This window comes from Cytobacillus oceanisediminis (assembly GCF_007830235.1).
Classification (GTDB): Bacteria; Bacillota; Bacilli; order Bacillales; family Cytobacillaceae; genus Cytobacillus; species Cytobacillus oceanisediminis.
Genome location: NZ_VLKI01000001.1, coordinates 405,230 through 428,804 on the forward strand (window position 1 = coordinate 405,230; position 23,575 = coordinate 428,804).

A 23,575-nucleotide genomic window follows, 5' to 3' on the forward strand; every position below is an offset into this window, starting at 1 on the left:
TTACTAGTCTTCAAATTTGAGGTTATAGACTTCTTTCGCAGCCTTTGCGGAAATATAGCCATCTTTATAATCTTGAATGACTTTTTCTTTCGGTCTTTTTCCCGGTGAACCGTAGCCACCAGATCCAGGGGTTTCAAAATATAAAATATCGCCTTTCTTTACAATTAAGCTTGTCGTTTTCCCATAAAGTCTTCGTTCGTGTTCTGTTCCACGATTTAATATTTTTTGACCTGGCCGACCATCAAGTCCACCGTAAAATCCTTTAGGATTCGTGGTTTCGCCATCGCCGCGTGTCGTCAGCGTTAAATGATCTTCAAGCATTTCGATTTCCCTGATAATTCCTAATCCACCGCGGTATTCTCCCATGCCTCCAGAATCTTGGTGGAGTTCATACGTATGAAATAATAGTGGATACTCTAATTCAGCTGATTCTATCGGCACATTCATGCAGTTCCCAACATGAACATCAATGCCACTTAATCCATCTTTCGTTGGGCGAGCCCCCATCCCTCCACCATTCAATTCATAATAAACAAAGTAGTCATCCGTTTTCGGATTATGGCCACCAATCGCTACTGTCGTTGCATGTGCATTACTAGAAGCTGGAATTTTATCCGGAAGTGCTTTTGACATCGCTTCAAGACAGATATCACTTAGCCTCATAATTGTGTGATACCGACCGCTCACTGGTGCAGGGAAATGCGGGTTTAGGATGGTCCCTTTTTTGGTTCTGACTTCAATCGGCTTATAGGCACCTTCGTTTTGGGGAACAGATGAATCCGTTACACATCTGGTTATATAATAAGCAACAGCATTTACCGTTTCCTCCGTGACATTAAATGGGCCTTTCGCTTGAGGTGCACATTTGGTAAAATCATAAATCATTTTCTCGTCTTTAATTTCAATGCTCACATGGAGTTGGATTTGCTCATTTCTTACTACCCCATCATCATCTAAATGACCAGCAGCAGAATAAATCCCATTTTTGATTGTTTTTATTTTGCTTTTAATGCGATTTTCCGAATAAGTTTCCCACGCATGAACAATCTCCTGAATTGTTTTAATTGAATATTTCTCGTACAGATTCCTTACTCTTTTTTTTCCGATTTCATTCGCTGAAATTTGTGATCGTAAATCACCTAATGTGTAAGAAGGCATTCTGACATTTGCTCGAATAATGCTGATTAGGGTTTGATTTTCTTTCCCTTTTTCATACAATTTCACCGGTGGGATCAGCAATCCTTCTTGGTAAAGTTCTGTCGCATTCCCCGGGGCACTTCCCGGAGCAATCCCCCCGACATCAACGTGGTGGCACATACTGCCGCAAAAACCAACCAATGTGCCTTCGACGAAAACGGGCGCAAATAAGAGAATATCCGGACTATGAGAAGCACCCATATAGGGATGGTTAATCATAATTTGATCGCCTTCAAAAATTTCGGCTTGTGTAAAATGATTTTTCAAAATGCCTTTCAGCGTTCCTCCCATTGACCCTAAATGGGTCGGGATATTATCTGATTGTGCAATTAAATTTCCATTTTGATCAAACACAGCCGTCGAAAAGTCTAATGCCTCGCGGACAATACTTGAATAGGCTGTTCGCTGTAAGGCAGCACTCATTTCTTCCGCAATTGACATAAACGAGTGACCTACCACTTCCATTGTGATTGGATTGATGTTTGCTGCAATCAAGAGGATAACCCCTTTCCTAATGAAATAAGGATGTTTCCGAAACGATCAAGTTGTGCTTCTTCATTTGCTTCGACAATAATTGTTGTGTCCAAGCCATCGATAATCGCCGGTCCAGAAATACGATTTCCGCTAACCAATTTGTCTAAATAAAACACCTCAACTTCTTCGAATTGCTCTTTTGAAAATAGGTAAACACTACGCTTATGTTTTCTTGCTTCTTCAGGCGGTTCTAACTGCAGTTCTTCGTAATCTTCAAGGCTGATTTCTGAAGTTAAACCAATCGCAGATAGACGGTAGTTCACCACTTCAATCGGTTGGCTTCGGTCACAAAACCCGTACTCTCTTTCGTAATATTCAAAAAAATTACGTGAAATATTTTCCAAGTTTGTTTGGTCGTCCTGCTCTTCCAGTTCGACGTTAATTTCAAATGCTTGGCCTTTAAATCGTAAGTCTAATGAGCGACGCAATTCTTGGTTTTCAAGCATTACCCCTTCTTTGTCTAGCAAGTATTTGCCACGTTCTTCTAACGTATTGAATTCATTGACTATTCTTGGTAAATTTGCTATCTCGAGCGAAAGAAGATTGGTTGTTGTGAAATCATGTTTAATGTCTGCGACTAAAAATCCAAGGGCTGATAACACGGAAGATGCATTTGGAATCACAACTTTTGGAATTCCGAGTTCACGCGCAATCGCTGTGGCATGAAGCGGGGAGGCTCCACCGAATGCGAACAAAGTGAATTCCTCAGGGTTATGGCCTTTTCTGACCGAGACTAGACGCACGGCTTCTGCCATGTGATGATTCGCTATTTTTACCATCCCAACGGAGACTTCATCTGCAGGGAGATGAGATTGTTCAAGGAGTTTTTGTTGCGCTTTAATTGCAGCCTCGACATCTAAGTTCATTTCTCCACCAAGGAAAAATTCTGGATCAATTCTTCCTAATAAAAGGTTAAAATCTGTGATGGCAAGGTTTTCGCCCCCATTTCCGTAGCAGGCAGGACCAGGCACCGCTCCTGTACTCTCAGGTCCAACTTTAAAAAGTCCGCCCTCATCGATACGGCCAATACTTCCTCCCCCAGCTCCCACCGTTTCCATTTCAATCATCGGTGCTTTTAATGGATAGTTTTTCAATCTACTTTCAAGCGTGATTTGTGGAGAGCCATCTTTAATCAAAGCAACATCGGTACTTGTACCGCCCATATCAAATGTAATAATATTATTGATGCCTAGCTTCTCAGCGATAAACCCTGCAGCAACGACCCCACCAACTGGACCTGATAGTAAGGTTTGAATCACGTTTTCTGATGCTTCGCGCATCGTCATAATACCGCCATTGGATTTCATGATATACGGAACTTTCACATTGATTTGTTCTAGTTTCTTTTCTAAATTGACAAAATAATTGCTTGTTTTCGGTTTTAAATAGGCGTTAACTACAGTGGTAATTGTTCGTTCATATTCTCTAAATTCTGGTGAAACATGATGGGATAATGAAATATGGCATTCAGGGAATTCTTCTTTAATGATTTCTTTTGTTCTTAGTTCGTGAAGTGGATTGTTGTAGGCATGGAGGTAAGATACAGCGATGGAGTGAATATTATTTTCTTTTACAATTCGTACAAATGTCCGAACATCTTCTTCATTTAAGGTATGTAAGACCTCCCCGTCTGCCTTCATTCGTTCACGTACACCGAAACGAAATTGTCGGTCGACGAGACTGGATGGTTTATCTTGGAATAAATCATAAAGCTTTAAACGTTTTTGTCTCCCAATTTCGATGACATCTCTAAATCCATGTGTTGTAAAAAGGGCCACTTTGGAGCCTTTATTTTCAAGAAAAACGTTAGTTGCAAACGTTGTCCCATGTACAAAATAGCCGATTTGGCCTGGCTTGATTTGTGCTATGTTCATGATTTTCTTTATTCCATTAATTACACCTTTTGAAGGATCATTTGGAGAAGATGGTGTTTTTGTAAAATGCAGTTTCCTCTGCTGCTCGTTGAATAAAACAACATCGGTAAAGGTCCCACCAACATCTACGGCTAATTTATAGTTGGTTGTCATGCTTTTCCCTCGCTTTGTGAAGATTTATTTGACTTTATCCAATAATGAATAATAACTGCCTGCTAGATTCAGAAGTAAGTTTTTTTGACTGTGTAATGGAATCGTCCTTAATGGGAGTTCTTCCAATTTTGATTTCTCTCGATTAGGATCGATAATATTCTGTGCAACATATTCACCGAACAAAGTAGAAGTAGATGCCCCATGGCCACAATAGCCTAATGCATAATGAATGTTCTTCTTTATTGTGCCAACATGCGGAAAAAAGTCCATCGGAAAGGCCACTTTGCCCCCCCATTTGAATTCGATTTTCCTATCTGATAGTTCTGGAAATACCTCTAATAAATTCTCTCTTAGAGAATGATAAAGGGTTTCGTCTTCTTTACTATTAAAACTCACCCTGCCCCCGAATAAAATGCGTTCATCAGGCGTTCTCCTGAAATAATATAGAAAATTCTTGGTATCCGATATCATGCGATTGTTAGGGATAAGCCGTTCGGTAACCTCTTTTCCAAGTGGCTCTGTGGCAATGATATAACTGCCCATTGGCATGATTGAGCGAGTCAATTTTTTATTGAGTTTCTCCGTGTAGCCATTTGTGGCAAAAACAATATGGGAGGATTGAACGGCACCCATTTCAGTCTTAACAGAATATCCTTGGTGATTCTCCTCAACTGAGCTGACTTCTGTTTGTTCATAAATTTTCCCGCCTTTCACTTCCACCGCATTCGCCAATCCTAATGCATAGTTTAACGGGTGGAATGAAGAGCTCTTAAAATCTACTAACCCACCATGATAAAATTCACTATCCAACTCGGTTTTTAGTTGATTTCGTTCCACGTAGCGGAGCTCATACTCATACGCCTGCCACATGAACTCTTGTTCTCGTTTCATAGACTCCGAATGGCTTGGTTTGAATGCAGCTTTCATGCTGCCACAGTCACTTAACGAACACTCTATTCCTTCCGCTTCAACGATCCCACGTACTTTTTCAATCCCTAAACCGGATTGGTCAAGAAATACTTTCGCAGTTTCTCGGCCCCAACTCTTTTCAATTTGTTGGATACTATTTTTGAAACCAGTTAAAACCATCCCAGCATTTCTTCCACTCGCGCCCCAACCAACGACGTTTTTTTCTAAAACAACACAATTGATTCCAGCTTTTCTTAAGTAATAGGCAGTTGCCAGTCCCGTGAATCCTGCCCCGATAATCGTTACATCTGTATGAAATTTTCCTTCTAGTGAAGGACGTAGTTTCAATGGATTTGCTGTGGCCGCCCATAGTGAGTCTGTATGATGCATGTTTATTAACCTCTTTTCTCCAAATGTAATCAAAAGGGTCGTTTTGAATGAATCAACTGCATTCACTTATTGTTTTGAATTTGTTTCAATATTGAAACTTTATTTCTTATTTGATATAATTGAATATAACAAACCCTCTTTTCACTGTCAATGGAATTTTCTAAAAATATTGAATATTGTAAATTCAGGTTCTAAAAGTAGGAAAAAATATTATTATAAAAGGTAGGATTAAAATGAGTGAATTAGAGAAAAAGAACAGTAACTTTATCCCTTCTGTCTATTCAGCACTTAACATTCTAGAGTTTCTAACGAAGGAAAAACACAAACAAAGCACGTTGACTGAACTATCAAGTGCTCTTGGCATTAGTAAAAGTACTTGTCTACGAATCTTAAAAACATTGGAGCTCAAAGATTATGTTCATTTTGATCCGATTAGTAAACGCTATAAACTAGGTTCTTATTTGATTTCTCTTGGATTGCGATCTAAAGAAATGAATGATTTTATGAATACATCAATCTCTTATTTGCCCACAATTTGCGAAGAAGTGAAACAGACCGTCGTTTTAGCCAAACGAAACGATAATTTACACTTAGCTTACATTGCTAAAGAAGAACCTGACCAGCAAATACGGTTAACGATTTCACCTGGTGAAACGTTTCCAATAATCGGTGGTGCTGTTGGTAAAAGTTATCTTGCTCATTTACCCGATTCGGAAATTAGTAAGATTATTGCAGAATTTATGGTGGATGGACATCTTCCACGGTTCACAGAAAATACAATTACGAATCCTGAAAAGTTTATAGAAGAATTAAAAACGATCAGGCAAGAAGGAATTGCTGAAACGAATTCTGAGCATACACAAGGAATTCATGCTATTTCCTGTCCAATCTTTAATGGAAGAAGCGAGGTAGTTTTATCAGTCGGCATCCTATTACATAGCACCTTCTCTAATAGTTTATCTGACTTAACCTATTATAAAGGTGCCTTAAGAAAACACGCACACCATCTAGAAGCATTAATAACAAGGTACTTTTAAGTACATTAAAAAAAGAAGAGGTGTCAGGCAACATTCAAATTCTGGATGGTGCCTTACACCTATAAAAACATTTTTAAATGCGTAACAAAATTTCTCGTAACCTGTCAGTGGGCCTGGCACCCGGCATGTTAGTGTATCAACCACTTGAAAGGAACTCCTGATTTCCACAGAGATGCCTTCTTTCTTTCTATTCGTAAACAACCATGTCTTTCATTCGGTCTTCCAAATCCCACACCGTCAATGTAACAGGAGATTCCTCACTTCCCGATACAATGAGTCCCTGGCTTGTTTGCTTTGGATAGATTCGTGTTGTAAGTGTCCTTCGCTGTCCAGCTTCAGGATACGCGGAATCGTAAGAGAGCCTACCCAGTCTTTTTCTTTTGTTGGCATCTTTGATTCCCACAGGTTCATCCAGCCAAACAAAATATTTAAGAGACTAAATTGTTAAATATGTTAAAAATCCTTGCACTACCTTGAAAATTTGCATATAAATCTAAATATTTTAACAATTTATAACTATATTATATAATTAAGAGGAAAAATTTTTTGAGGAGGTGACAAAATGACCCAACTTTCTTCCAAAAAACTAGAATTCAACCTCGCCCAGGAAGCAGTAGAACACTTTTTCGAAAAGGGCTGGACTGATGGTCTACCGATTATCCCCCCTACCCCAGAAAGGGTCCAGGCAATGCTTGATTATGTAAAAGCACAGCCGTCTGACATTGTAGGAACGATCCCGGAGAGAAACCGATTCATAACTGCTGAAAAGGTTGCGATTAATGCAGTAATGGCGGGCTGCCTTCCTGCATATATGCCTGTCGTCATGGCTGCTATGGAAGCTGTGCTGGATCCGAAGTTTGGCGTTCACGGTCCAACAGCAAGTACAGGTGGTGCCTCTATCCTTTTAATCGTTAACGGTCCGATTATTCATCAAATCGGGCTCAATACCGGGAAAAATCTGATGGGAGGCGCCCATCGTGCCAACGCAACGATTGGACGGGCAATTGGCCTGATTATGAAGAATGCAGGCGGGTCTTCTCAATTCGACCAAACGACAATCGGGCACCCTGGAAAAATCAGCTTTTGCATTGGGGAAGCGGATGTTCCTGAATGGGACCCTCTTCATGTAGAGAGAGGGTTTAACCGAAGTGATAGCACAGTGACTGCTTTTGCTTCGGAAGGGCCGCATCAAATTAACAACCACGTGGCCCATACGCCAGAGGGAATTTTAATGTCCATTGCGGACATAATGACCAATCTGGCAACCTTCCATATGCAAAGAAGCACGCAATGTGCGCTGGTGCTTTGTCCTGAACATGTGGCCACACTGTTGGAGCATGGATGGGATAAAGCCAGAGTAAAGGATTTTCTTTTCGAACATGCCAGAAGGAGAAAATCAGAGTTTTATCCATTTGGCTTGAGACTGGAACCATTAGCCGAGGAAAAAGATGAATGGGCAACAGCCTTCCCTTCCCCGGACGATACCCTGCTGATAACCGGAGGAGGTCCCGCTGGAAGATTCTCGTCGTTTATCCCAGGCTGGGGAAGTGTCAGTCAATCTGTGGCAGTTACAAAGCAGGTTCGTTTGTCAGGCTTTACATGAAGTGATTGCTAAAACGGGTCAGTTTGACTCGTAGCGTATAGAAAATCTGCGAAAGGAGGAAAAGAATTGATTCTTACAGATAAGGTTATTGTACTTGATCCAACCGAAGGTCCTGTGGAAACAGAAAACCATTTGGCTGCCAGGCTATCTGATGTAAGCGGAAAAAGAGTTGCCTTTATCAACAACGGAAAAAGAAATTCGGATGTATTCCTATCAGCATTGGCTGAAGAGTTTCGGGAAAATCATCATGCGGAAGTCGTCTGGTTCGATAAGAAGAACCCTTCCCTGCCATTTCCGGATGCATTGCTTGATCAATTGAAGTCCTGCCATGCCGTTGTAGCCGGAGTTGGTGACTGAGGGTCATGCAGCTCAAGCAGTGTGCTTGATGGAATCTATTTAGAAAAACAGGGAATCCCTTCTGCCGCCGTCTGTACTGATAAGTTTATCGTACAGGGGACGACAGCAGCCCAGGTGCAGGGATTCAAGGACTACCATATTGTTGAAGTGTTTCACCCGATTGCTACCGCCCTTCCCGCTGCATTGAAGCAGGAAGCGCAAAGAATTACCGACGAAGTTCTATCAGTTCTGACCAAATAACGTTTACATACAAAAAGCCGGTTATCGCTTGATGGCTAGGCTTTTTGTCTTTATGTCCAAATATTGCGAACTTCCCGAACAGCAGGTGATCCTGCACCTGCTGCTTGTATGCCCTCTCCTTTATCCATTTGTTATTTTTAAGTAATATTCAACCTGCCCCCTTGGCAGGACTAATAAAGCACATACACTTTTCATCCAACATTGGGGATGAACTTTGAATCAAACTTGGCTCTGTCTATTACCCTAATCGAGTTGTGTGGAACTGTCTCTCCAGTACGGTAACACTTAAAAGAACTGGGGGACATTCCCGCATTTCTTTTAAGTTTTCCATTATCGTAATTGCATGTAAAAGATCAGTTTTCTCCATACCTATTAGACTAACACTTATTATATTGTTATCGATAAAAGTTTATTAAGTCCTTTTCTACCTGCAGGAGTTATTCTAATCGCTCTTGTTTTTTCCATTCGTTCAATCCATTGCAGCTCGAAAAAGCGTTCAATAAGTACATGACCTAATGCACCAGCAATATGATGACGCCTTTCACTCCAGTCTAAGCATTTATGAACGAATGAACGACGCTTTTTTCTAACAAGATCTAAGCGGATACCAAATGATTCGAAGAATATCTCTCCATCCTTCGTAATCAAAATATCGTTGCTTTTTTCAAAAATATACCCCTTATCTACAAGAGCATCCATAAGTTTTACTCCGAGTTTTCCAGCTAGATGGTCATAACAAGTACGAGCCAAACGCAAGCTTTCATTTTCAGTTACTTGTTTGAATGAGTTAACCTTTGGTTGAGGTGAAAGGGCAAGCAACGTTTCGAGGGCTTTAGCTATTTCAAAATTTTCAATTCGATAATATCGATGCCTTCCTTGTTTTTCTAGAGACACCACATTTACTTCAAGCATTTTCGCTAAATGAAAGCTTGCAGTTTGTGGCTTTATGTTTGCTGCGTAAGCCAAATCTCCTGCTGGATGGCTTCTTCCATCCATGAGTACTGTTAAAATGGCTGCACGTGATGGGTCGCTAATTAATGAAGCAATCGTTGAAGCGTCTGGACTCGAACTCATCTCAATTCCCCTTTAATATGTATTCCATATTTCGATGATAGTCGAATTATTTAGCTCTTACAATAGAAATGAAGCAAAAAGAAACTTAAATCCAAATCAGGAAAAGGAGCTTAATTTTATGAGTAACAAAGAACAATCAATAAAGGCAAAAACCTTTCACCACTTACATCAGCAATCGTCAACATTTGTTCTGCCAAATGCATGGGATGTAATCAGTGCAAAAATGTTTGAAGAATGTGGCTTTAAAGCTATTGGAACAACAAGTGCTGGCATTGCTGCTTCTTTAGGGTACTTGGATGGGCAAAGTATACCTCTTAATAAAATGGTTGAAACGATTGAAAATATCGCCAAATCAGTAAATGTTCCTGTGAGCGCAGACATTGAGGCAGGTTATGGACAGACGGTTGAAGAGGTTTTAGAGACCGTAAAAGCAGTAGCTGCTGCTGGAGCTATAGGGATAAATCTGGAGGACGGCACAGGTGATCCTAACCGGCCACTATTTGAAATTTCATCTCAAAAGGAAAAAATAGCAGCTATCAAAGAACTTTCGGAATCTAGAAATATGCCGTTATTTATCAATGCACGAACAGATCTATATTGGTTAAATGTTGGGGATTCTTCAATGCGTTTTCGAGAAGCTTTAAAGCGGGCAAAAGCCTATCAAGATGCAGGGGCAGATTGCATTTTCATTCCTGGTTTAACTGATAGGAAGATTATGAAAAAAATTAGAGAGGAAATTTCTTGTCCTATCAACTTATTGGTTGACCCAGAGATGCCTTCTTTATCGGAGTTATCTGAGATCGGAATCGAAAGGCTTAGCTGTGGATCCGTCCCATTTAGAGCCACCCTAACATACTTACGGACTATCAGTGAAGAGATTGTAAACCGCCAGACCTTTCATCACATGACGAATGGCGATGTTCTTTCTTATAAAAGGTTAACTGAATTCATTCAATAAATTAAAAAATGTACTCCCAATACCTAAATTTTAACTTTATTATTTTAAGAAGCCGATTTTTCTATAATCAACAAATCGGCTTTTTGTTCTCCTTCCCATTTTTATGATTTTCAGGGAATGATCTAAAGATTGTTTGACTCTAATTATCAATTGACCTATTGGTTACCGGCGGCTCATTAAACCAGTCTTTCCTTACCAATAACTTAAACCCTTTCTCTGAATAGCTTTCTACCTCTTCAATTAGTTCCTTTAGTATCTTCACATGGCTTTTTTTATAACTGGAAACCGCAGCAGTTTGTAAATTACCGATTCCGATGGGATTTAAGAACATGATCAAGTTAGCCATTAGTTTATCTGAAAATGGAGAATTACTCACTTTATAAACGTGAGCCTCTAAGCCGGTTGTGGTTGGAACTCCGTTTTCTCTATATATGTCCGATAAAGTAGCAGCTTGCCGATATGCCAACTTGGTCCCATCTTGCAAAAAACTCTTTGTATCTTCATCCTTTGCAACATCCGAAAAAGCAGTACATAGAGCTAAACCAACATTATTACATTGAAATGAACCAAACATACTTGCTAATTCAACAGCATTAAGCGGCCTCTGCTGGGTTGATGCCACTTTAAATAATTTGTTTTCTCTGTCTTCAGCATTCTTGTATGAAAATGACCTGTTTTGCAATAAACCTTTGTGCTCCAGCAAATTTAAAATAGAAATGTCAATTTGAATTAACTTATTGAGTATTTCTTTAAAAAAATTCTTAACCTTTGGGACGGTTAAGTCTGTATATTGAAAAGAAAGTACACCCAGTCCATTACTTGTTATATGCTTAAGAATTTCGATCATTAATTGATCAGAAAATAACTTTTCTGAGGGGCTATGTAAATCATTTTCACTAAAAAACGGTGTAATATTTAATCCATTATCAGATAAGAATTGCAAAGCCTCTTGTTCTTGGAATGATGAAAGTGTTTTAATCTCAGTTAAAGCATCTTTCAAATCAGTATCTTCAGCAGTCTCTATAAGATTTCCCAAAAAAATATTGACCATATTTGAACTTGAATGTAAGTACCAAAGAAAGCCTAAATCGTTTAAATTCATCTAAAAGGCCCCTCCACAATTTATTTTCTTTTCTTAGTTTGTAATCGAAAATGGTAATTATTCATTAAATTCATTAAAAGGTTTAACAATAATTGCTGTCCTGTTTAAAATTGTTCAATGTGTTTTTTCCTTATTATCCTCATTAAAAAGAATCCCACACAGACACCAGGTGTTACACACAATATTGGAAGCCAGATAGGCCCTAATAATACTCCAAAAAGCTTAAGGGTAGAGGAATATATACACCCCACAGTAACAAAGTAAGCTGCAAATACAAACGGAAGAAAAGAATAACTGTTTCTCCCTCCGCCCGCATCTTTAAAAGCATCCCACATAGCAAAAAAATACAAACAAGGGTAAAACATTAGCCATAAATAATCGGTTTCTGCAATTGCCTTTTCAATATTTCCATGAAAACTTGAAATAATTACCTCGTTAAAATTCGCTTGTACATTTATCAGGAACTCTAAAAATACAATAACCATTCCCTTAATTAGTTTTCCATTTAAGAATTGCCCAAAACCAGGAAGAGCAATACTCCATAATAGCCTTTCTATAGATGTCGCCATTCTATTCAAGCCCCTTACCATGTCTCTTATATGTGATCACATTCTCTTTATATAATCCCCTTTAAAGGGCAGCAACTATTTACCATCTATCAATTGCCTGAAGATAACATTCACTATTAATCAACACCATACTTATTATTATGTAAGCACTCTTCTCAAACTAAACGCCCTTTTAATTGGAGAAAAAAAGCCGCCGAACTGGCAGCTGGATCTTAAAGCACACTTGATTAGGTTTAGAAAAGCTCTTTAATTGTTTAAGGATAAATCCAGATAATACATTAATAATTATATGTCCGAATAAGTGCGTTTATATTTGACGGAATACATCAGCACATATACAACAATAAATGCCGCAAACAGGTTTAGCACGATTAGCGAATGGTTCAAATTTAAAAATTGAGTAAGTGCTCCGACTCCAATAATCGGTACGATAAATCCAGAGTACGCACACAAATAAAAAGCCGAAATGACTCGTGGCCGTGCTTTTGGTTCCGGTAACTGTCCGGCAAGTTGTAATGCAATTTGAAAAGTCCACCCACCCCCGATAGACTGGATGAAAATGCCTGCCCAGAGCAACGGCAAACTTGATGTTAAACCAGAAGAAACAATAACCCATGATCCAATCGCAAGAAGCAGGATGCCGAATCGGATACGTGTAACTGGACGGCTCGGCCAAGGTATGAATTGAGCCAAAGCCGCTCCACCAAGAGACACGAAAATGATCAATCCAGAAACCGAGAGGTTAGACGTGTGAATAACATCTTTGACGAAAGTAGGAATAAGAGAAAGCGCTATTCCTTGTATTGTGAAAACAGTGAAGATAGGCAATCCGACCATTGACCAAAAATGAGAACGAATATTGCTAGGTACACCAAGTGATATCTTAGTTTTTACACGTTTTTGCTCAAAGGAAACAACATCTTTAGGAATTGTTTCCAGTAAGATGAGCGAGACGATGAGCAGGACGAGCAGAATCCAGAATGGCAAACGGAGTGGCTGATGATGTAAATATTGCAAGATTAAACCTGCGATAGCTGGTCCCAGACCAAAACCAACTAGAATCGTGACTCCTGATAGCTTGAGAGCTGTGCTTACTTTATTTGGAGGAGTTTGTTTCATTAAAAAAGCAACAGCTGTACCTGTAAAAGCTCCGTATGCGACTCCTTCCAATAACCTGGCGACATAAAGCATCCAGGCATTTTGGCTTACCAGGAAGAACAAGGTAGATGTGATGGATATTAATATACTTATACGAACAACCCTTTTTAATCCCCAAGTACTGCCTTTGTCTCCAGTAACAAACAAAGTTGGCAATAGGAAAGCAGCATAAATGGCAAACAAGATCGTGATTTGCAAACTGTTAAGTTTGTAAGCCTCACTATACAAAGGGAATAAAGGAGTAATAAAGGTAGCCCCACACGACATCAATAGTGAAACTAAAAGCATTCTTTTCATTGCAGCAATCCCAACTTTCTATAATAAATTCTCCATGAAAAAATTTCAGCATCCATTAAAAAAAGTAAATCAAATTTAAAAATTACTTACTAGAAGGTAAGTGTGTTATTTCCTAGTCAACTATTCCATACTTAATAAAACACAATAGCGCTTACTTACTAGAAGGTAAGTTTCTTCTTTAAAAAAAACCGTTCCTACGGATTTCTTAAGAAACGGTTTAACTGGTTAAGTACTTCCACTAAGACATCATCACCTAGAACACGTCTGTATAATAATGCTCCCTTTACACTTGATAATATCGTTACCGCTACCTGATGGACATCTTCAGAGCTATTTATGATAGTTGCAGCTTGTGCCTCAGCAACTATTTCTTTCATTACCCTGAGTTCCAGTCTGCTGACTTCCTCAATTTTTTCTTGTACGGCATTCGGCAAAGATTCAAAATCTGTCTGGAGCGAAGAGATCGGACATATTTCAGTACACTCGAATCTTTCAGCTTGCTGCTGAATGAATTGCTTAAGTTTCTCTTCAGCAGAAACCGACGAATTTTTAATTAACACCAAAGAGTCTTGCAGCCTCATGAAAAGACGTTCGGTAACTGCAACTCCTAAATCCTCCTTTTTCTCAAAGTGATAGTGAATACTTGCCTTGGTCACGCCAAGTTGTTTAGAAATGTCATCATAGCTAAAGGCCACATACCCTTTTTGTTGTATCAATTTTATTGCTAAGTCTACAATTTGTTTTTTTCTGTTTTCCATGCCCTAATAGTAACTTACTAATAGGTAAGTGTCAAATTGAAAAGGTTTTGAGCTGAAATGTTTATTTCCTAAATTTAAATATTTCCTATATCCCATTGTCATTCAGCATTAATAAAAAGGATATAGTGTGCATACAATCTTTGATAGTAATAATACTAAGTATTAACACATGTTAGGGAGTACATCTGTTTATGATAAAGGAAAAAAATAATCTGAATCCTACAGAAAATCAAACACCTGCCGAGATAGTGAAAAGAGCCAAAAAGTCATCTGATTTTAAAGAGATTCAAAAAAATGTTTCAGGCGTCCAGATATTCATTTTATATTTCACTTCACTAATCGATCACAAGACGATGGAGCATGTATTTCTTCCATATATAAATGAGTGCGAAAAAAAGACTGGTCAGGCTTTTGATATAAATCAATTTAAAAACAGCCTGCCACTTGAAGACATTATCCGAACAAAGGAAGCAACAGAAATCGAAGAGAAAATCCATCAGGGATATGTTCTCATTCAATTTGAAAATAACTTAGATGATTTTCTTTTGGTAAATGTAAATAATTTATCTAAAGGGATAAGAGAGTCTAACGAAACTGAGAATGAATTTAATGTTATCGGTCCAAAATTAGGGTTTGTTGAGAGCCTTGATACGAATATTCTTTTACTTCGAACTAAGGTAAAATCTCCTTTATTAACTACTGAAGAGATCGTGATGGGCACACTGTCAAAAACAAGAGTAATGATTGTTTATTTAGATGGCATTACAAATGAACAACATATAGAAAACGTAAAAAAAAGGCTCTCTGAAATAGATTTTGATATCATTTTTGATACTTCTGCTTTAGTCCAGCTAATTAAGGGAAATTCTTATACTCCTTTTCCGCTTTACTTTTCTTCAGAGAGGCTGGATAGAATTTCTTATTCACTCACTTCCGGCCAGGTCGTTATCTTTAGTGATGGTTCACCATACGCAGTATCCGGACCTACTACCATATTCGATTTTTTTCTCTCATCTGAGGATTATTATTATAACTGGATTATTGGGTCTTTCTTCCGTTTTACACGAATACTTGCGATCATCTTTTCAATCTTTTCTTCCGCCATTTATGTTGCGGTTATGACGTTTCATTATGAGGTGGTGCCTGCGGATTTACTGGGTCCGCTAATAGAGTCCAGGGCAAACGTTCCATTTCCGCCGCTGCTGGAGGTTCTTTTTTTAGAAATGACCATTGAATTATTAAGAGAGGCAGGAGCCCGATTGCCTACTAAAGTAGGACAGACATTGGGCATTGTTGGCGGTATTGTCATTGGACAGGCAGCTGTAATGGCAGCACTGACAAGTAATATTTTATTAATCATTGTCGCTTTAGCAGCCTTAGCTTCATTCACAACACCAGCTATCGTTATGTCCAACACCATTCGAATTTTAAGATTTCCCTTTATCATCATGTCATCATTCCTGGGCGGGCTGGGCATCATGATAGGTTTTGCCGTGCTGCTATGTCATTTGTTTAAATTAAAATCATTTGATACTCCTTACATGGTTCCTTTGCACCCGTTTCGCAGCAATAGTCTTGCGGATAGTATCATAAGGTCCCCTTATGATAAATTAAACAAAAGGCCAGATTTTTTGAGACCTAAAGATAAAATTAAATATTCACCAAAAGAGAGTAACAAAAAGAAGGAAGATATTAATGACGAATAACACATTAGTTAAAATGGGTATTGTTGTTCTAACTCTAATTCTGGCTGGATGTGTACCTCACAATATTATTAATGAAGTCTCTCTGATGCATAATGTAGGATATGACAAAGAAGATGAGATGCTAAAGGCAAGTGTTGTTTATCCAAATTATGCCGAGAGTGATAATCCTGTTTTAATCACAGCTGCTGCTAAAAATCCATCCAGTCTGCAGGAAGAACTTAGCCATAAGTCTCAATTTCCATTTGAAATAGGTCAAGTAAGGGTAATGATATTTGGGGATCAACTAAGCAGAGATGGTTTAGCTTCCATATTAGACCCCATCTGTAAGGATCCAAAAATTGGCATAGTAAGAATTGTCATTACAGATGGAACTCCAGATTTAATACTAAGTAAAACACTTAATGAGAGTCCGCTATTCTTAATGAATTTGATTGATAAAAGTATTGAAAATGAAGGAATTCCTGAATCTAACTCCCATGTAATGTATGACCAGTTTTTTGGAAGTGGAATTGATATGTCCTTTCCAAATCTTACAGTTGATTCTAAAGGGCAAATTAAAGTAGATGGTATGGGGATTTTTAAAGGTGAAAAATTAGCACTTAGGATTTCCGAAAAAGAAACCTTCTTATTAAAATTAATGACGGATAAAAACAAAATGGGAGTATACAGTTTTGACCTCAACATGCATGGACACAAAGCTAATATTGGGGTCAGAACGAACTATGGAAAACACAAGGTGAAATTCATCAAGGAGAACCTCAGGGAACAAGTTAGAGTTAGCCTAAATTTAGATGTAGAACTTGATGCTTTGCCTGAATGGATCAATTTAGAAGATGAAAAGGATCTTAAATTATTTAAAACCGCCTTACAGAAATCAATTTCAAACGATGCTGAATTACTTCTAAAGGATTTTCAAACAAATGGTGTAGATCCTTTAGGTATAGGAAGAGTGTATAAAGCAAATCACAGAAATTATTCTGAAAAGAGTTTTTACGATCGGATATATCCTAATATGACATATGAGGTAAATACCAAAATTGCAGTTAGGCAAACTGGGGTGGGAAATTAGTGAACGTAAAAGTAGAAAAACAATTTCAAGTTTCGGCTTTTTTCACATTTTTTCTCATTCACTCTTCACAAACCGGAGTTGGTATCCTAAATTTTCAAAGCCAGGTTATTAAACATGCTGAGCAGGACGCCTGGATTTCTTTAATTATAACTTGGGCTGCAACCCATATCATACTCTATATTATTTTTAAGCTATTAGGCGGGGGAACTAATGATTTAGTAGCTGTTCATCAGTATTGCTTTGGAAAAGCGATTGGCAGCATAATGTCTGTCATGGCATTGGTTTATTTCTGGCTGGCTTCTTTGACAGTCCTCCGTGCTTATATTGAGGTCATCCAAATATGGGTGTATCCTTCAATAAAAACATGGCAGCTATGTATCGTTTTCTTACTCACATTTTATTATATTATCTCAAGCGGCTTCCGCAGTTTAACCGGCTTTAGTTTCTGGGGAGTTATATTGCCTGCTTTTTTGTTCTTTTTAATCTACTTCCCCTTGATGCATGCGAATTATATTTACCTGCTCCCAGCCTTTAGTCATTCCCTCAGTGAGCTATTTTTCTCTTCTAAAGGGTATGCCCTGCTTTTTCTTGGTTTCGAGTGGATCCTGATGTATTATCCCTTCCTTAAAAGTTCAAATAACAGAGATATTTCAAAATGGGCGTATCTTGGAAATATATATACTCTCATTGTGTACCTAATTATAACGTTAATATCATTCTTATACTTTAATCAAGAGGTATTACAGCATTTACCTTGGCCCACTCTTATGATGGTTAAGATCGTTAAATTCTCTTTCCTGGAAAGATTTGAATATGTATTCATCTTTATTTGGCTGTTAGTGATCATATCCCCTATATGTATTTCTTTGTGGGCATGTACAAGAATCGTAAAAAGAACTTTCTCAATTCCTCCAAAAGCGACTTTGCTATTCTTACTTATTGCAGAGATGATTGTTTCTGTATACCTTCAGGAATTTAAGAGTGTTGATTATCTTGTCAATTTTACTTCTAATGTGGGAATTGGTTTTGTATATGTGTATCTGCCGCTCCTTCTTATAATAAAATGGATTAAGAATCATTTTATGAAAAATAGGTTAAACAAAATCTAATTCCTAATGTAAAAAAGAATGCCTATCTTGTTAAAAGATAGGCACTCTTTGGGTGATCCCGGAAGCTGATTAACCAACAACGTTGGAGATTACTTCGATATTACCTTGAGTTGCTTTAGCATAAGGACAAACCTTATGAGCTTCCGCAACGACTTCTTCTGCCACGCTTGTTTCAACGCCCTTTACAGTGATATCCATTGTAATGGCCAGCACATATCCATCGTTCGCATCCTTGCCAAGCGTAACTTGTGAAGCAATATTTATACCGTCTGTTTTAATGTTCTTTTTCCTAAGGACAGTGCCCATCGCTCCCTGGAAGCATGCGGCAAACCCTGCAGCGAACAGCTGCTCCGGATTGGTTCCAGCTCCGTCCCCCCCTAATTCCTTTGGATATCTCAAGTCTACATTCAGATTGTTATCGTCAGAAACCGCTTTCCCATCTCTTCCGCCTTGAACATTTACAGTAGCCGTGTATAGTTTCTTTTCTATTTTCATCATTTTATAAAACTCCCTTTTTTATAATGGATTTTTGCTTCAATATTTCCACGTGTAGCTTTTGCATTAATAGTAAACTTTATGAGCCGGCAACGATTTTTTCTGCGATGCTAGTCTTTGCCCTTCTTTTTCGTACAAAGTTCATTTTTTACTTACTAGAAGGTAAGTTAATTTTAAATTAAGCTCTCAGATAAATAATTTATTATGGCACTAACTTTTGAAGATTTTATTTTTCAGTTGCTATATTTCCCATTGCAATAGAAATTCTATTCCAGCTGTTGATTTGATTGATGATTAGAACAAGATCAATATATTGCTTCTCATCATAATGTTCACGTACTCGCTTATAAAGCTCATCTGGCACACGTTTTGCCGGGATTAGAGTTATGTGCTCTGTTAATTCAAGAGCTGCTTTTTCTGCTTCGGTGTAAAATGTACACTCTTTCCATGCACTAATGCAATATAAACGCTGTTCCGTTTCTCCCATTTTTCTCGCATCAGCTGTATGCATGTTTATGCAATAGGCACAGCCATTAATTTGAGAAGCGCGAATTTTTATAAGCTCACGAAGTTTACGGTCTAAACCTGTTGTTTTCGTATACCTCTCCATTTCCATCATTATTTTCATTGCCTCTGGAGCTAAATTGTAATAATCAATTCGTTGTTCCATATCAATTCCTCCTTAAAAGCTGATTCAATATATAATTGAACCGCATTTTGATATTCGAATTGTGGATAGTATCAATCAGCGATTGATATTGTCTATAATAAAGGGTAAACTTTATGATGTCAAACCTCTTTTCATGTTAATTAGTGCAAATTGATCATGTTTGACAAAGAAATGAAAAATTCTTAAGATTAATTAATCTCATTTATGAAGAGGTGTTAGTAATGCAGTATAGTATTGGGGTTGAATACGCACTTCACTGCCTCGTATATTTAATTGATAATAAAGAGGATTCCTCCATTGGAATAAAGGAACTTTCCACTTTCCAAGGGATTTCCGAAACATATCTTTCTAAGATATTCAGTAAATTATCAAAGAGCGGGATTGTTACCTCAGTTCCTGGAGTTAAGGGTGGTTATAAACTCGCTAAATCTCCAGAAGAAATATCTTTTTGGGATGTAATTGAAGCAGTTGAAGGTCCCAAGCCAATTTTTCAATGTAAAAACATTAAAGATAATGGTTATTTGTATAGAGAAAATATCTGCTCTTCAGGTACCTCCTCTTGTACCATCAATTTAGTTATGCTCTCAGCCGAAGAAAAAATGCGTGATTTCCTGCGCAGTAAAACACTTTCATGGTTAAATGAAGAGCTAGAAAGTGTCTTGCCAAATCACACACGTGAAGAAACCCGGAAATATTTTTCCAAGAGCAGTCTATAGTATCAACCTCTCCTGATATTCCTTGATTTTGATGGAGAGGTTTATTCTTTTTCTATGTTCTAATGATAACTATGACCGCTTCAATAGCCTGATCCGCATTGGATTTATCAGCTCTCACCAGCTTAAGAACGTTTTTTCACAACATTAAAGATAATAGTTTTGATATTAACCCCACGTTCAATATCCCGAGAAAATAAGTGTTTTTGCAATTAATAATGATGGCAAGGTTTCCAGATTCATCTTATCCCACACTATGCAGCCCTTTTCATATTCCTTTTCTTCTCCCTCCTCCCCTTTTTCAAGGTGAACTTTTTAATAACTCCTGCCAAACCGGAAGGGAACCCAAGGAGCACCACTATATATAAGAATCCGAGGATAATCGTCCATCGTTCAAAGATGGGGAAAGTCATCGCAAGCTCAGAAAGATAATGTCTTAAAAATTCGATGATCCCCGCTCCTGCTATGGCACCAGCCAGGGTTCCCATTCCCCCGATCATCGTCATTAAGAGAGCATCAAGGGTAACTTCAATAGAAAAGACATTGGTATTAATGAACCGTAGTGACACTGCATATAGTGCGCCGCTTAAGGAAGCTGCCACTCCAGCCGTCACGCTGGCAATCAGTTTATAATGAAGTGTTTGATACCCCAGTGCTTCTGCACGATATTCATTCTGGGAAATGGCTTTTAGCACCTTGCCAGTGGACGATTCTGTAAAAAGCTTCAGCAGGATGAAAACAACGGCTACACTAATGAGTGTAATGTAATAGAAAGAAGTACGGTCTTTGAATACGTCAGGCACACTGAAGGTAAAACCGTCTCCGCCATGCGTCAGTCCCCTCCATTTCTCTGCCAGTACAAGAAAGAGCTGTGATACTGCCAGTGTCAGCATCGCATAAAAGTGGCTTTTGAGCCTTAGTGATAATAAACCAATGATATAGCTAACCAGAGCGGATAGGATGATGCCTATAACCAATCCAATTAAAAAGTTTGGCAGAGTTGCATCCAGCTTATTAAAAATGAGAGCCGTGCTGTAAGCGCCGATTCCAAAGAACATGCAATGACCAAAGGAAACAATGCCGGTATACCCTAACAAAATATCAAAGCTCATCGCAAATATGGCAAAAATGAAAATTTGAGTAAGTAAAATCAGTGTGCTTCGGGAGTCGTTAACAAAGGGAAACAGAAGCATGAAAAGCAGAATCGCAAGCCCCCAGTACAGCGGCACTTTATGAAATACACCTCTCATACAGCACTCCCCTTTTCTCCCAGCAGCCCTGTTGGTTTCACCAATAATACGATAGCCAATAGGAGCATATTCAATGCCAGTGACAAATCAGGCATATAATAAGCCATAAACGCTCCCGCTACTCCTACGATCAGGGAAGCCAGTGCCGATCCCTGCAGGCTTCCCATTCCGCCAATGATGACAACAATGAAAGCCAGTATGGCATACTGCATGCCCATTTCCGCAAAAACGACTCCAGAATACGGCGCTAATAGCGCTCCGCCTAAAGCAGCCAATCCGGCACCGAGCAGAAATACGAATGTAAAAAGTCCTTTTACATTGATTCCGAGCGCCTGAACCATCTCCTTATCCAGCACTCCAGCCCTGATCATAAGTCCAATCTGCGTACGGCTGAGCAAAAGCCATAATGCCAGATACAGCAGCAGTCCAACCACAATCACAAACACACGGTATTTTATGATGATGATTCCATCAAACTGATAACTCCCTTCAAGCCACGCTGGCAGGTTTACCCTTATCGGGTTTGGCCCCCAGAAGATTTTGATGCTTTCCGATAATACCAGCATCCCGCCTAATGTAATCAGCAGCTGTCTCACATGATTCCCATAGACAGGACGGATCAGGAATCTCTCCAATACCCAGCCCAAGACCATTCCGACTGCAACTGCACCCGCTATCGCTAATAGAAAACTGTTTGTTTCTTTAAAAATCCATGCTCCTGAGAAAGCGCCCCAGACGAATAATCCGCCATGGGCGAAGTTCAATACACTCATCAGTCCAAAGATTAAGGTAAGTCCAGCAGCCAGAAGGAATATCAAAAGCCCAGTTGAAACCCCATTGACCAATAAATTAATAAAGACTTCCATTTCCAGCCCCCCTTCACTGCTTACGCGATGCCCAAGTATTTCTGACAGGTTTCCTTGTCTTCCTTAAGATCCTGCATCAAGCCATCATGGACTATTTTTCCGTCGTCCATAATGTAAAAGTAATCGCCGATTTCACTCGCCATCAGGAAATTCTGCTCCACAAGCAGAATCGTGGTTTTTTCCTTCATTTTCAGAATCGATTCCATCAGCTTTTCAACCATGATCGGCGATAATCCTTTGCTTGGCTCATCGATCAGAAGCAGTCCATCTCCATTGATATACGCCCTGGCAATCGCCAGCATCTGCTTTTGTCCGCCGGATAGCAATCCGCTTTTCTTCCGCCAAAATTTTTTCAAATCCGGGAAGAGCTCCAGCATCCACTCCATTTTTTCCTCTGTCTCACCTGTGCTCTTTGACTTGGCCAGATTCAAGGTTTCTTCTACTGTCAGTGCACTGAATATTCCCTGATTTTCCGGTACATAGCCGATTCCTTTTCTGGAGATCAGGTGGGTAGGGATTCCGCTGATCTTCTGATTGTGATAATGCACTGAACCCGTGGTGGATGGGTTGAAGCCCATGATGGTGCGCAGTGTTGTCGTTTTGCCTGCGCCATTTCTCCCGAAGAGGACGGTGATGCTTCCCTCTTCTACTGACATGGATACACCCTGAAGAATGTGATATTGACCCAAATAGGTCTCCAGATTATCCAGTTTTAATAGACTCACGGTGCATGCCTCCTAAATATGCCGTCTGAACTCTTTGGTCCTTAATAATTTCCTTCGGATTGCCGCTGGCCAGGAGCTCTCCATTGAATAGAACCACCAGGGTATCGGAAAGATGCATGACCATCTCCATTTTGTGTTCAATTAATACAATCGTGTACATACCTTCCTTCTTAATGTTCTCAATCACTTCCAGAATGGCAGGAATCTCTTCAATCGATATGCCTGCTGTCGGCTCATCAAGCAGAAGCAGTTCTGTTTTTAGAGCCAGCAGCATGGCCAGCTCGAGTTTTCTTTTTTCCCCGTGTGCCAGATCCTGTGCCAGCACATCTTCCTTGCCGCTTAGCATGCACCGCCCCATGGCCGCTTTTGCTTCATCCTGCTGGCGGCTCATGAAAGAAAGCCTAGGGAAGATCGAGTAGTAATCTTTGCTCGATGACTGGATGGCCAGCCTAATATTTTCAAGGACAGTCAGCTCCGGAAAAATATTGGTGAGCTGGAAGGAGCGGCCGATGCCCCTTCTCGCCCGTAATGGTACAGAGAGCTTGGTTATATTGTCTTTCTTAAAATAAATCTCTCCCTTTGTCGGGGCGATCTGGCCGCTCAGCAAGTTAAAAAGAGTGGTCTTGCCCGCGCCATTTGGCCCGATGATCGAAGTCAGCTTCCCTCGCTCTATTTCCAGGTTCACATCTTTTATGACATCATGCTCGCCAAAGGAAACTGATAGGTTTTTCGTTACCAAGATATTCTCCAACTTGGCGATCC

23 protein-coding genes are annotated in these 23,575 nt (G+C 39.2%); 8 read left to right on the top strand and 15 right to left on the bottom strand.

The features are described 5' to 3' along the window. Window positions 1–3: 3 nt before the first annotated feature. Genes IQ19_RS01895 through IQ19_RS01905 form a run of 3 tightly spaced genes read right to left on the bottom strand, consistent with a single transcriptional unit; the run spans window position 4 to window position 5,057 of the window. On the bottom strand, window positions 4–1,692 hold the full coding sequence (locus IQ19_RS01895) for a hydantoinase B/oxoprolinase family protein (protein WP_144539328.1): 1,689 nt from the start codon (window positions 1,690–1,692) through the stop codon (window positions 4–6). Beyond that, window positions 1,689–3,758 (bottom strand): hydantoinase/oxoprolinase family protein, encoded by a 2,070-nt coding sequence (locus IQ19_RS01900; protein WP_144539330.1) that lies wholly within the window; start codon window positions 3,756–3,758, stop codon window positions 1,689–1,691. The genes IQ19_RS01895 and IQ19_RS01900 overlap by 4 nt, the downstream gene beginning before the upstream one ends. A 24-nt stretch (window positions 3,759–3,782) precedes the next feature. Beyond that, window positions 3,783–5,057 (bottom strand): NAD(P)/FAD-dependent oxidoreductase, encoded by a 1,275-nt coding sequence (locus IQ19_RS01905; RefSeq protein WP_144539332.1) that lies wholly within the window; start codon window positions 5,055–5,057, stop codon window positions 3,783–3,785. Between the two features lie 233 nt (window positions 5,058–5,290). On the opposite strand from IQ19_RS01905, the gene IQ19_RS01910 reads away from it, so the two are divergent. Beyond that, entirely contained in the window at window positions 5,291–6,094 is an 804-nt protein-coding gene (locus tag IQ19_RS01910) for an IclR family transcriptional regulator (protein ID WP_144539334.1), read from the top strand. A 237-nt stretch (window positions 6,095–6,331) separates the two neighbouring features. On the opposite strand, the gene IQ19_RS29215 is transcribed toward IQ19_RS01910, so the two are convergent. Beyond that, complete coding sequence (locus IQ19_RS29215; protein WP_144539336.1) at window positions 6,332–6,505, bottom strand: hypothetical protein; 174 nt, start codon at window positions 6,503–6,505, stop codon at window positions 6,332–6,334. A gap of 151 nt (window positions 6,506–6,656) precedes the next feature. On the opposite strand from IQ19_RS29215, the gene IQ19_RS01920 reads away from it, so the two are divergent. Then, the gene (locus IQ19_RS01920; RefSeq protein WP_144539338.1) at window positions 6,657–7,697 is read left to right on the top strand and encodes a hypothetical protein; all 1,041 of its coding nucleotides are present in this window, start codon (window positions 6,657–6,659) and stop codon (window positions 7,695–7,697) included. A gap of 66 nt (window positions 7,698–7,763) precedes the next feature. Further along, window positions 7,764–8,294 carry a UGSC family (seleno)protein gene (locus IQ19_RS28880; protein WP_273701407.1) on the top strand — a complete coding sequence of 177 codons (531 nt, stop codon included), beginning with the start codon at window positions 7,764–7,766 and terminating at the stop codon, window positions 8,292–8,294. Window positions 8,295–8,681: 387 nt separating this feature from the next. On the opposite strand, the gene IQ19_RS01935 is transcribed toward IQ19_RS28880, so the two are convergent. Next, complete coding sequence (locus IQ19_RS01935; RefSeq protein WP_144539344.1) at window positions 8,682–9,368, bottom strand: ArsR/SmtB family transcription factor; 687 nt, start codon at window positions 9,366–9,368, stop codon at window positions 8,682–8,684. Between the two features lie 118 nt (window positions 9,369–9,486). On the opposite strand from IQ19_RS01935, the gene IQ19_RS01940 reads away from it, so the two are divergent. Next, window positions 9,487–10,326: an isocitrate lyase/PEP mutase family protein gene (locus IQ19_RS01940; RefSeq protein WP_144539346.1), complete on the top strand. Its 840-nt coding sequence runs from the start codon at window positions 9,487–9,489 to the stop codon at window positions 10,324–10,326. Between the two features lie 139 nt (window positions 10,327–10,465). Here the strand turns inward: IQ19_RS01940 and IQ19_RS01945 are convergent, their stop codons facing one another. The 4 genes from IQ19_RS01945 to IQ19_RS01960 all read right to left on the bottom strand — a co-directional run bounded on the left by IQ19_RS01945 (window position 10,466) and on the right by IQ19_RS01960 (window position 14,210). Continuing rightward, window positions 10,466–11,428, bottom strand: coding sequence for a DUF3231 family protein (locus tag IQ19_RS01945; RefSeq protein WP_144539348.1), 963 nt, complete (start codon window positions 11,426–11,428; stop codon window positions 10,466–10,468). 104 nt (window positions 11,429–11,532) lie between these two features. Then, on the bottom strand, window positions 11,533–11,997 hold the full coding sequence (locus IQ19_RS01950) for a hypothetical protein (protein ID WP_144539350.1): 465 nt from the start codon (window positions 11,995–11,997) through the stop codon (window positions 11,533–11,535). 285 nt (window positions 11,998–12,282) lie between these two features. Continuing rightward, window positions 12,283–13,452: an MFS transporter gene (locus tag IQ19_RS01955; protein ID WP_144539352.1), complete on the bottom strand. Its 1,170-nt coding sequence runs from the start codon at window positions 13,450–13,452 to the stop codon at window positions 12,283–12,285. Window positions 13,453–13,646: 194 nt separating this feature from the next. After that, window positions 13,647–14,210 carry a TetR/AcrR family transcriptional regulator gene (locus tag IQ19_RS01960; RefSeq protein ID WP_144539354.1) on the bottom strand — a complete coding sequence of 188 codons (564 nt, stop codon included), beginning with the start codon at window positions 14,208–14,210 and terminating at the stop codon, window positions 13,647–13,649. Between the two features lie 191 nt (window positions 14,211–14,401). Between IQ19_RS01960 and IQ19_RS01965 the strand changes: the two genes are divergently transcribed. From IQ19_RS01965 to IQ19_RS01975, 3 genes are read left to right on the top strand one after another with little or no spacing between them, the layout of a single operon-like run. Continuing rightward, a complete protein-coding gene (locus tag IQ19_RS01965; RefSeq protein ID WP_144539356.1) occupies window positions 14,402–15,916 on the top strand; it encodes a spore germination protein in 1,515 nt (504 codons plus the stop codon). Beyond that, on the top strand, window positions 15,906–16,985 hold the full coding sequence (locus tag IQ19_RS01970; protein ID WP_144539358.1) for a Ger(x)C family spore germination protein: 1,080 nt from the start codon (window positions 15,906–15,908) through the stop codon (window positions 16,983–16,985). Before IQ19_RS01965 ends, IQ19_RS01970 begins: the two co-directional genes overlap by 11 nt. Then, window positions 16,985–18,094: a GerAB/ArcD/ProY family transporter gene (locus tag IQ19_RS01975; RefSeq protein WP_144539360.1), complete on the top strand. Its 1,110-nt coding sequence runs from the start codon at window positions 16,985–16,987 to the stop codon at window positions 18,092–18,094. The genes IQ19_RS01970 and IQ19_RS01975 overlap by 1 nt, the downstream gene beginning before the upstream one ends. Before the next feature lie 69 nt (window positions 18,095–18,163). Here the strand turns inward: IQ19_RS01975 and IQ19_RS01980 are convergent, their stop codons facing one another. Together IQ19_RS01980 and IQ19_RS01985 are read right to left on the bottom strand one after the other, a co-directional pair. Next, entirely contained in the window at window positions 18,164–18,592 is a 429-nt protein-coding gene (locus tag IQ19_RS01980) for an organic hydroperoxide resistance protein (protein WP_144539362.1), read from the bottom strand. A 223-nt stretch (window positions 18,593–18,815) separates the two neighbouring features. After that, window positions 18,816–19,259, bottom strand: a complete 444-nt coding sequence (locus IQ19_RS01985; RefSeq protein ID WP_144539364.1) for a carboxymuconolactone decarboxylase family protein — start codon at window positions 19,257–19,259, stop codon at window positions 18,816–18,818. A 221-nt stretch (window positions 19,260–19,480) separates the two neighbouring features. On the opposite strand from IQ19_RS01985, the gene IQ19_RS01990 reads away from it, so the two are divergent. Continuing rightward, window positions 19,481–19,975, top strand: coding sequence for an Rrf2 family transcriptional regulator (locus IQ19_RS01990; RefSeq protein ID WP_144539366.1), 495 nt, complete (start codon window positions 19,481–19,483; stop codon window positions 19,973–19,975). Window positions 19,976–20,226: 251 nt separating this feature from the next. On the opposite strand, the gene IQ19_RS01995 is transcribed toward IQ19_RS01990, so the two are convergent. Genes IQ19_RS01995 through IQ19_RS02010 form a run of 4 tightly spaced genes read right to left on the bottom strand, consistent with a single transcriptional unit; the run spans window position 20,227 to window position 23,564 of the window. Then, window positions 20,227–21,165 carry a branched-chain amino acid ABC transporter permease gene (locus tag IQ19_RS01995; protein WP_415803213.1) on the bottom strand — a complete coding sequence of 313 codons (939 nt, stop codon included), beginning with the start codon at window positions 21,163–21,165 and terminating at the stop codon, window positions 20,227–20,229. A 53-nt stretch (window positions 21,166–21,218) separates the two neighbouring features. Next, on the bottom strand, window positions 21,219–22,088 hold the full coding sequence (locus tag IQ19_RS02000) for a branched-chain amino acid ABC transporter permease (RefSeq protein ID WP_144539368.1): 870 nt from the start codon (window positions 22,086–22,088) through the stop codon (window positions 21,219–21,221). A 20-nt stretch (window positions 22,089–22,108) separates the two neighbouring features. Next, complete coding sequence (locus tag IQ19_RS02005; RefSeq protein ID WP_144539370.1) at window positions 22,109–22,813, bottom strand: ABC transporter ATP-binding protein; 705 nt, start codon at window positions 22,811–22,813, stop codon at window positions 22,109–22,111. Then, a complete protein-coding gene (locus tag IQ19_RS02010) occupies window positions 22,791–23,564 on the bottom strand; it encodes an ABC transporter ATP-binding protein (RefSeq protein ID WP_144539372.1) in 774 nt (257 codons plus the stop codon). The genes IQ19_RS02005 and IQ19_RS02010 overlap by 23 nt, the downstream gene beginning before the upstream one ends. Window positions 23,565–23,575: the final 11 nt, after the last annotated feature.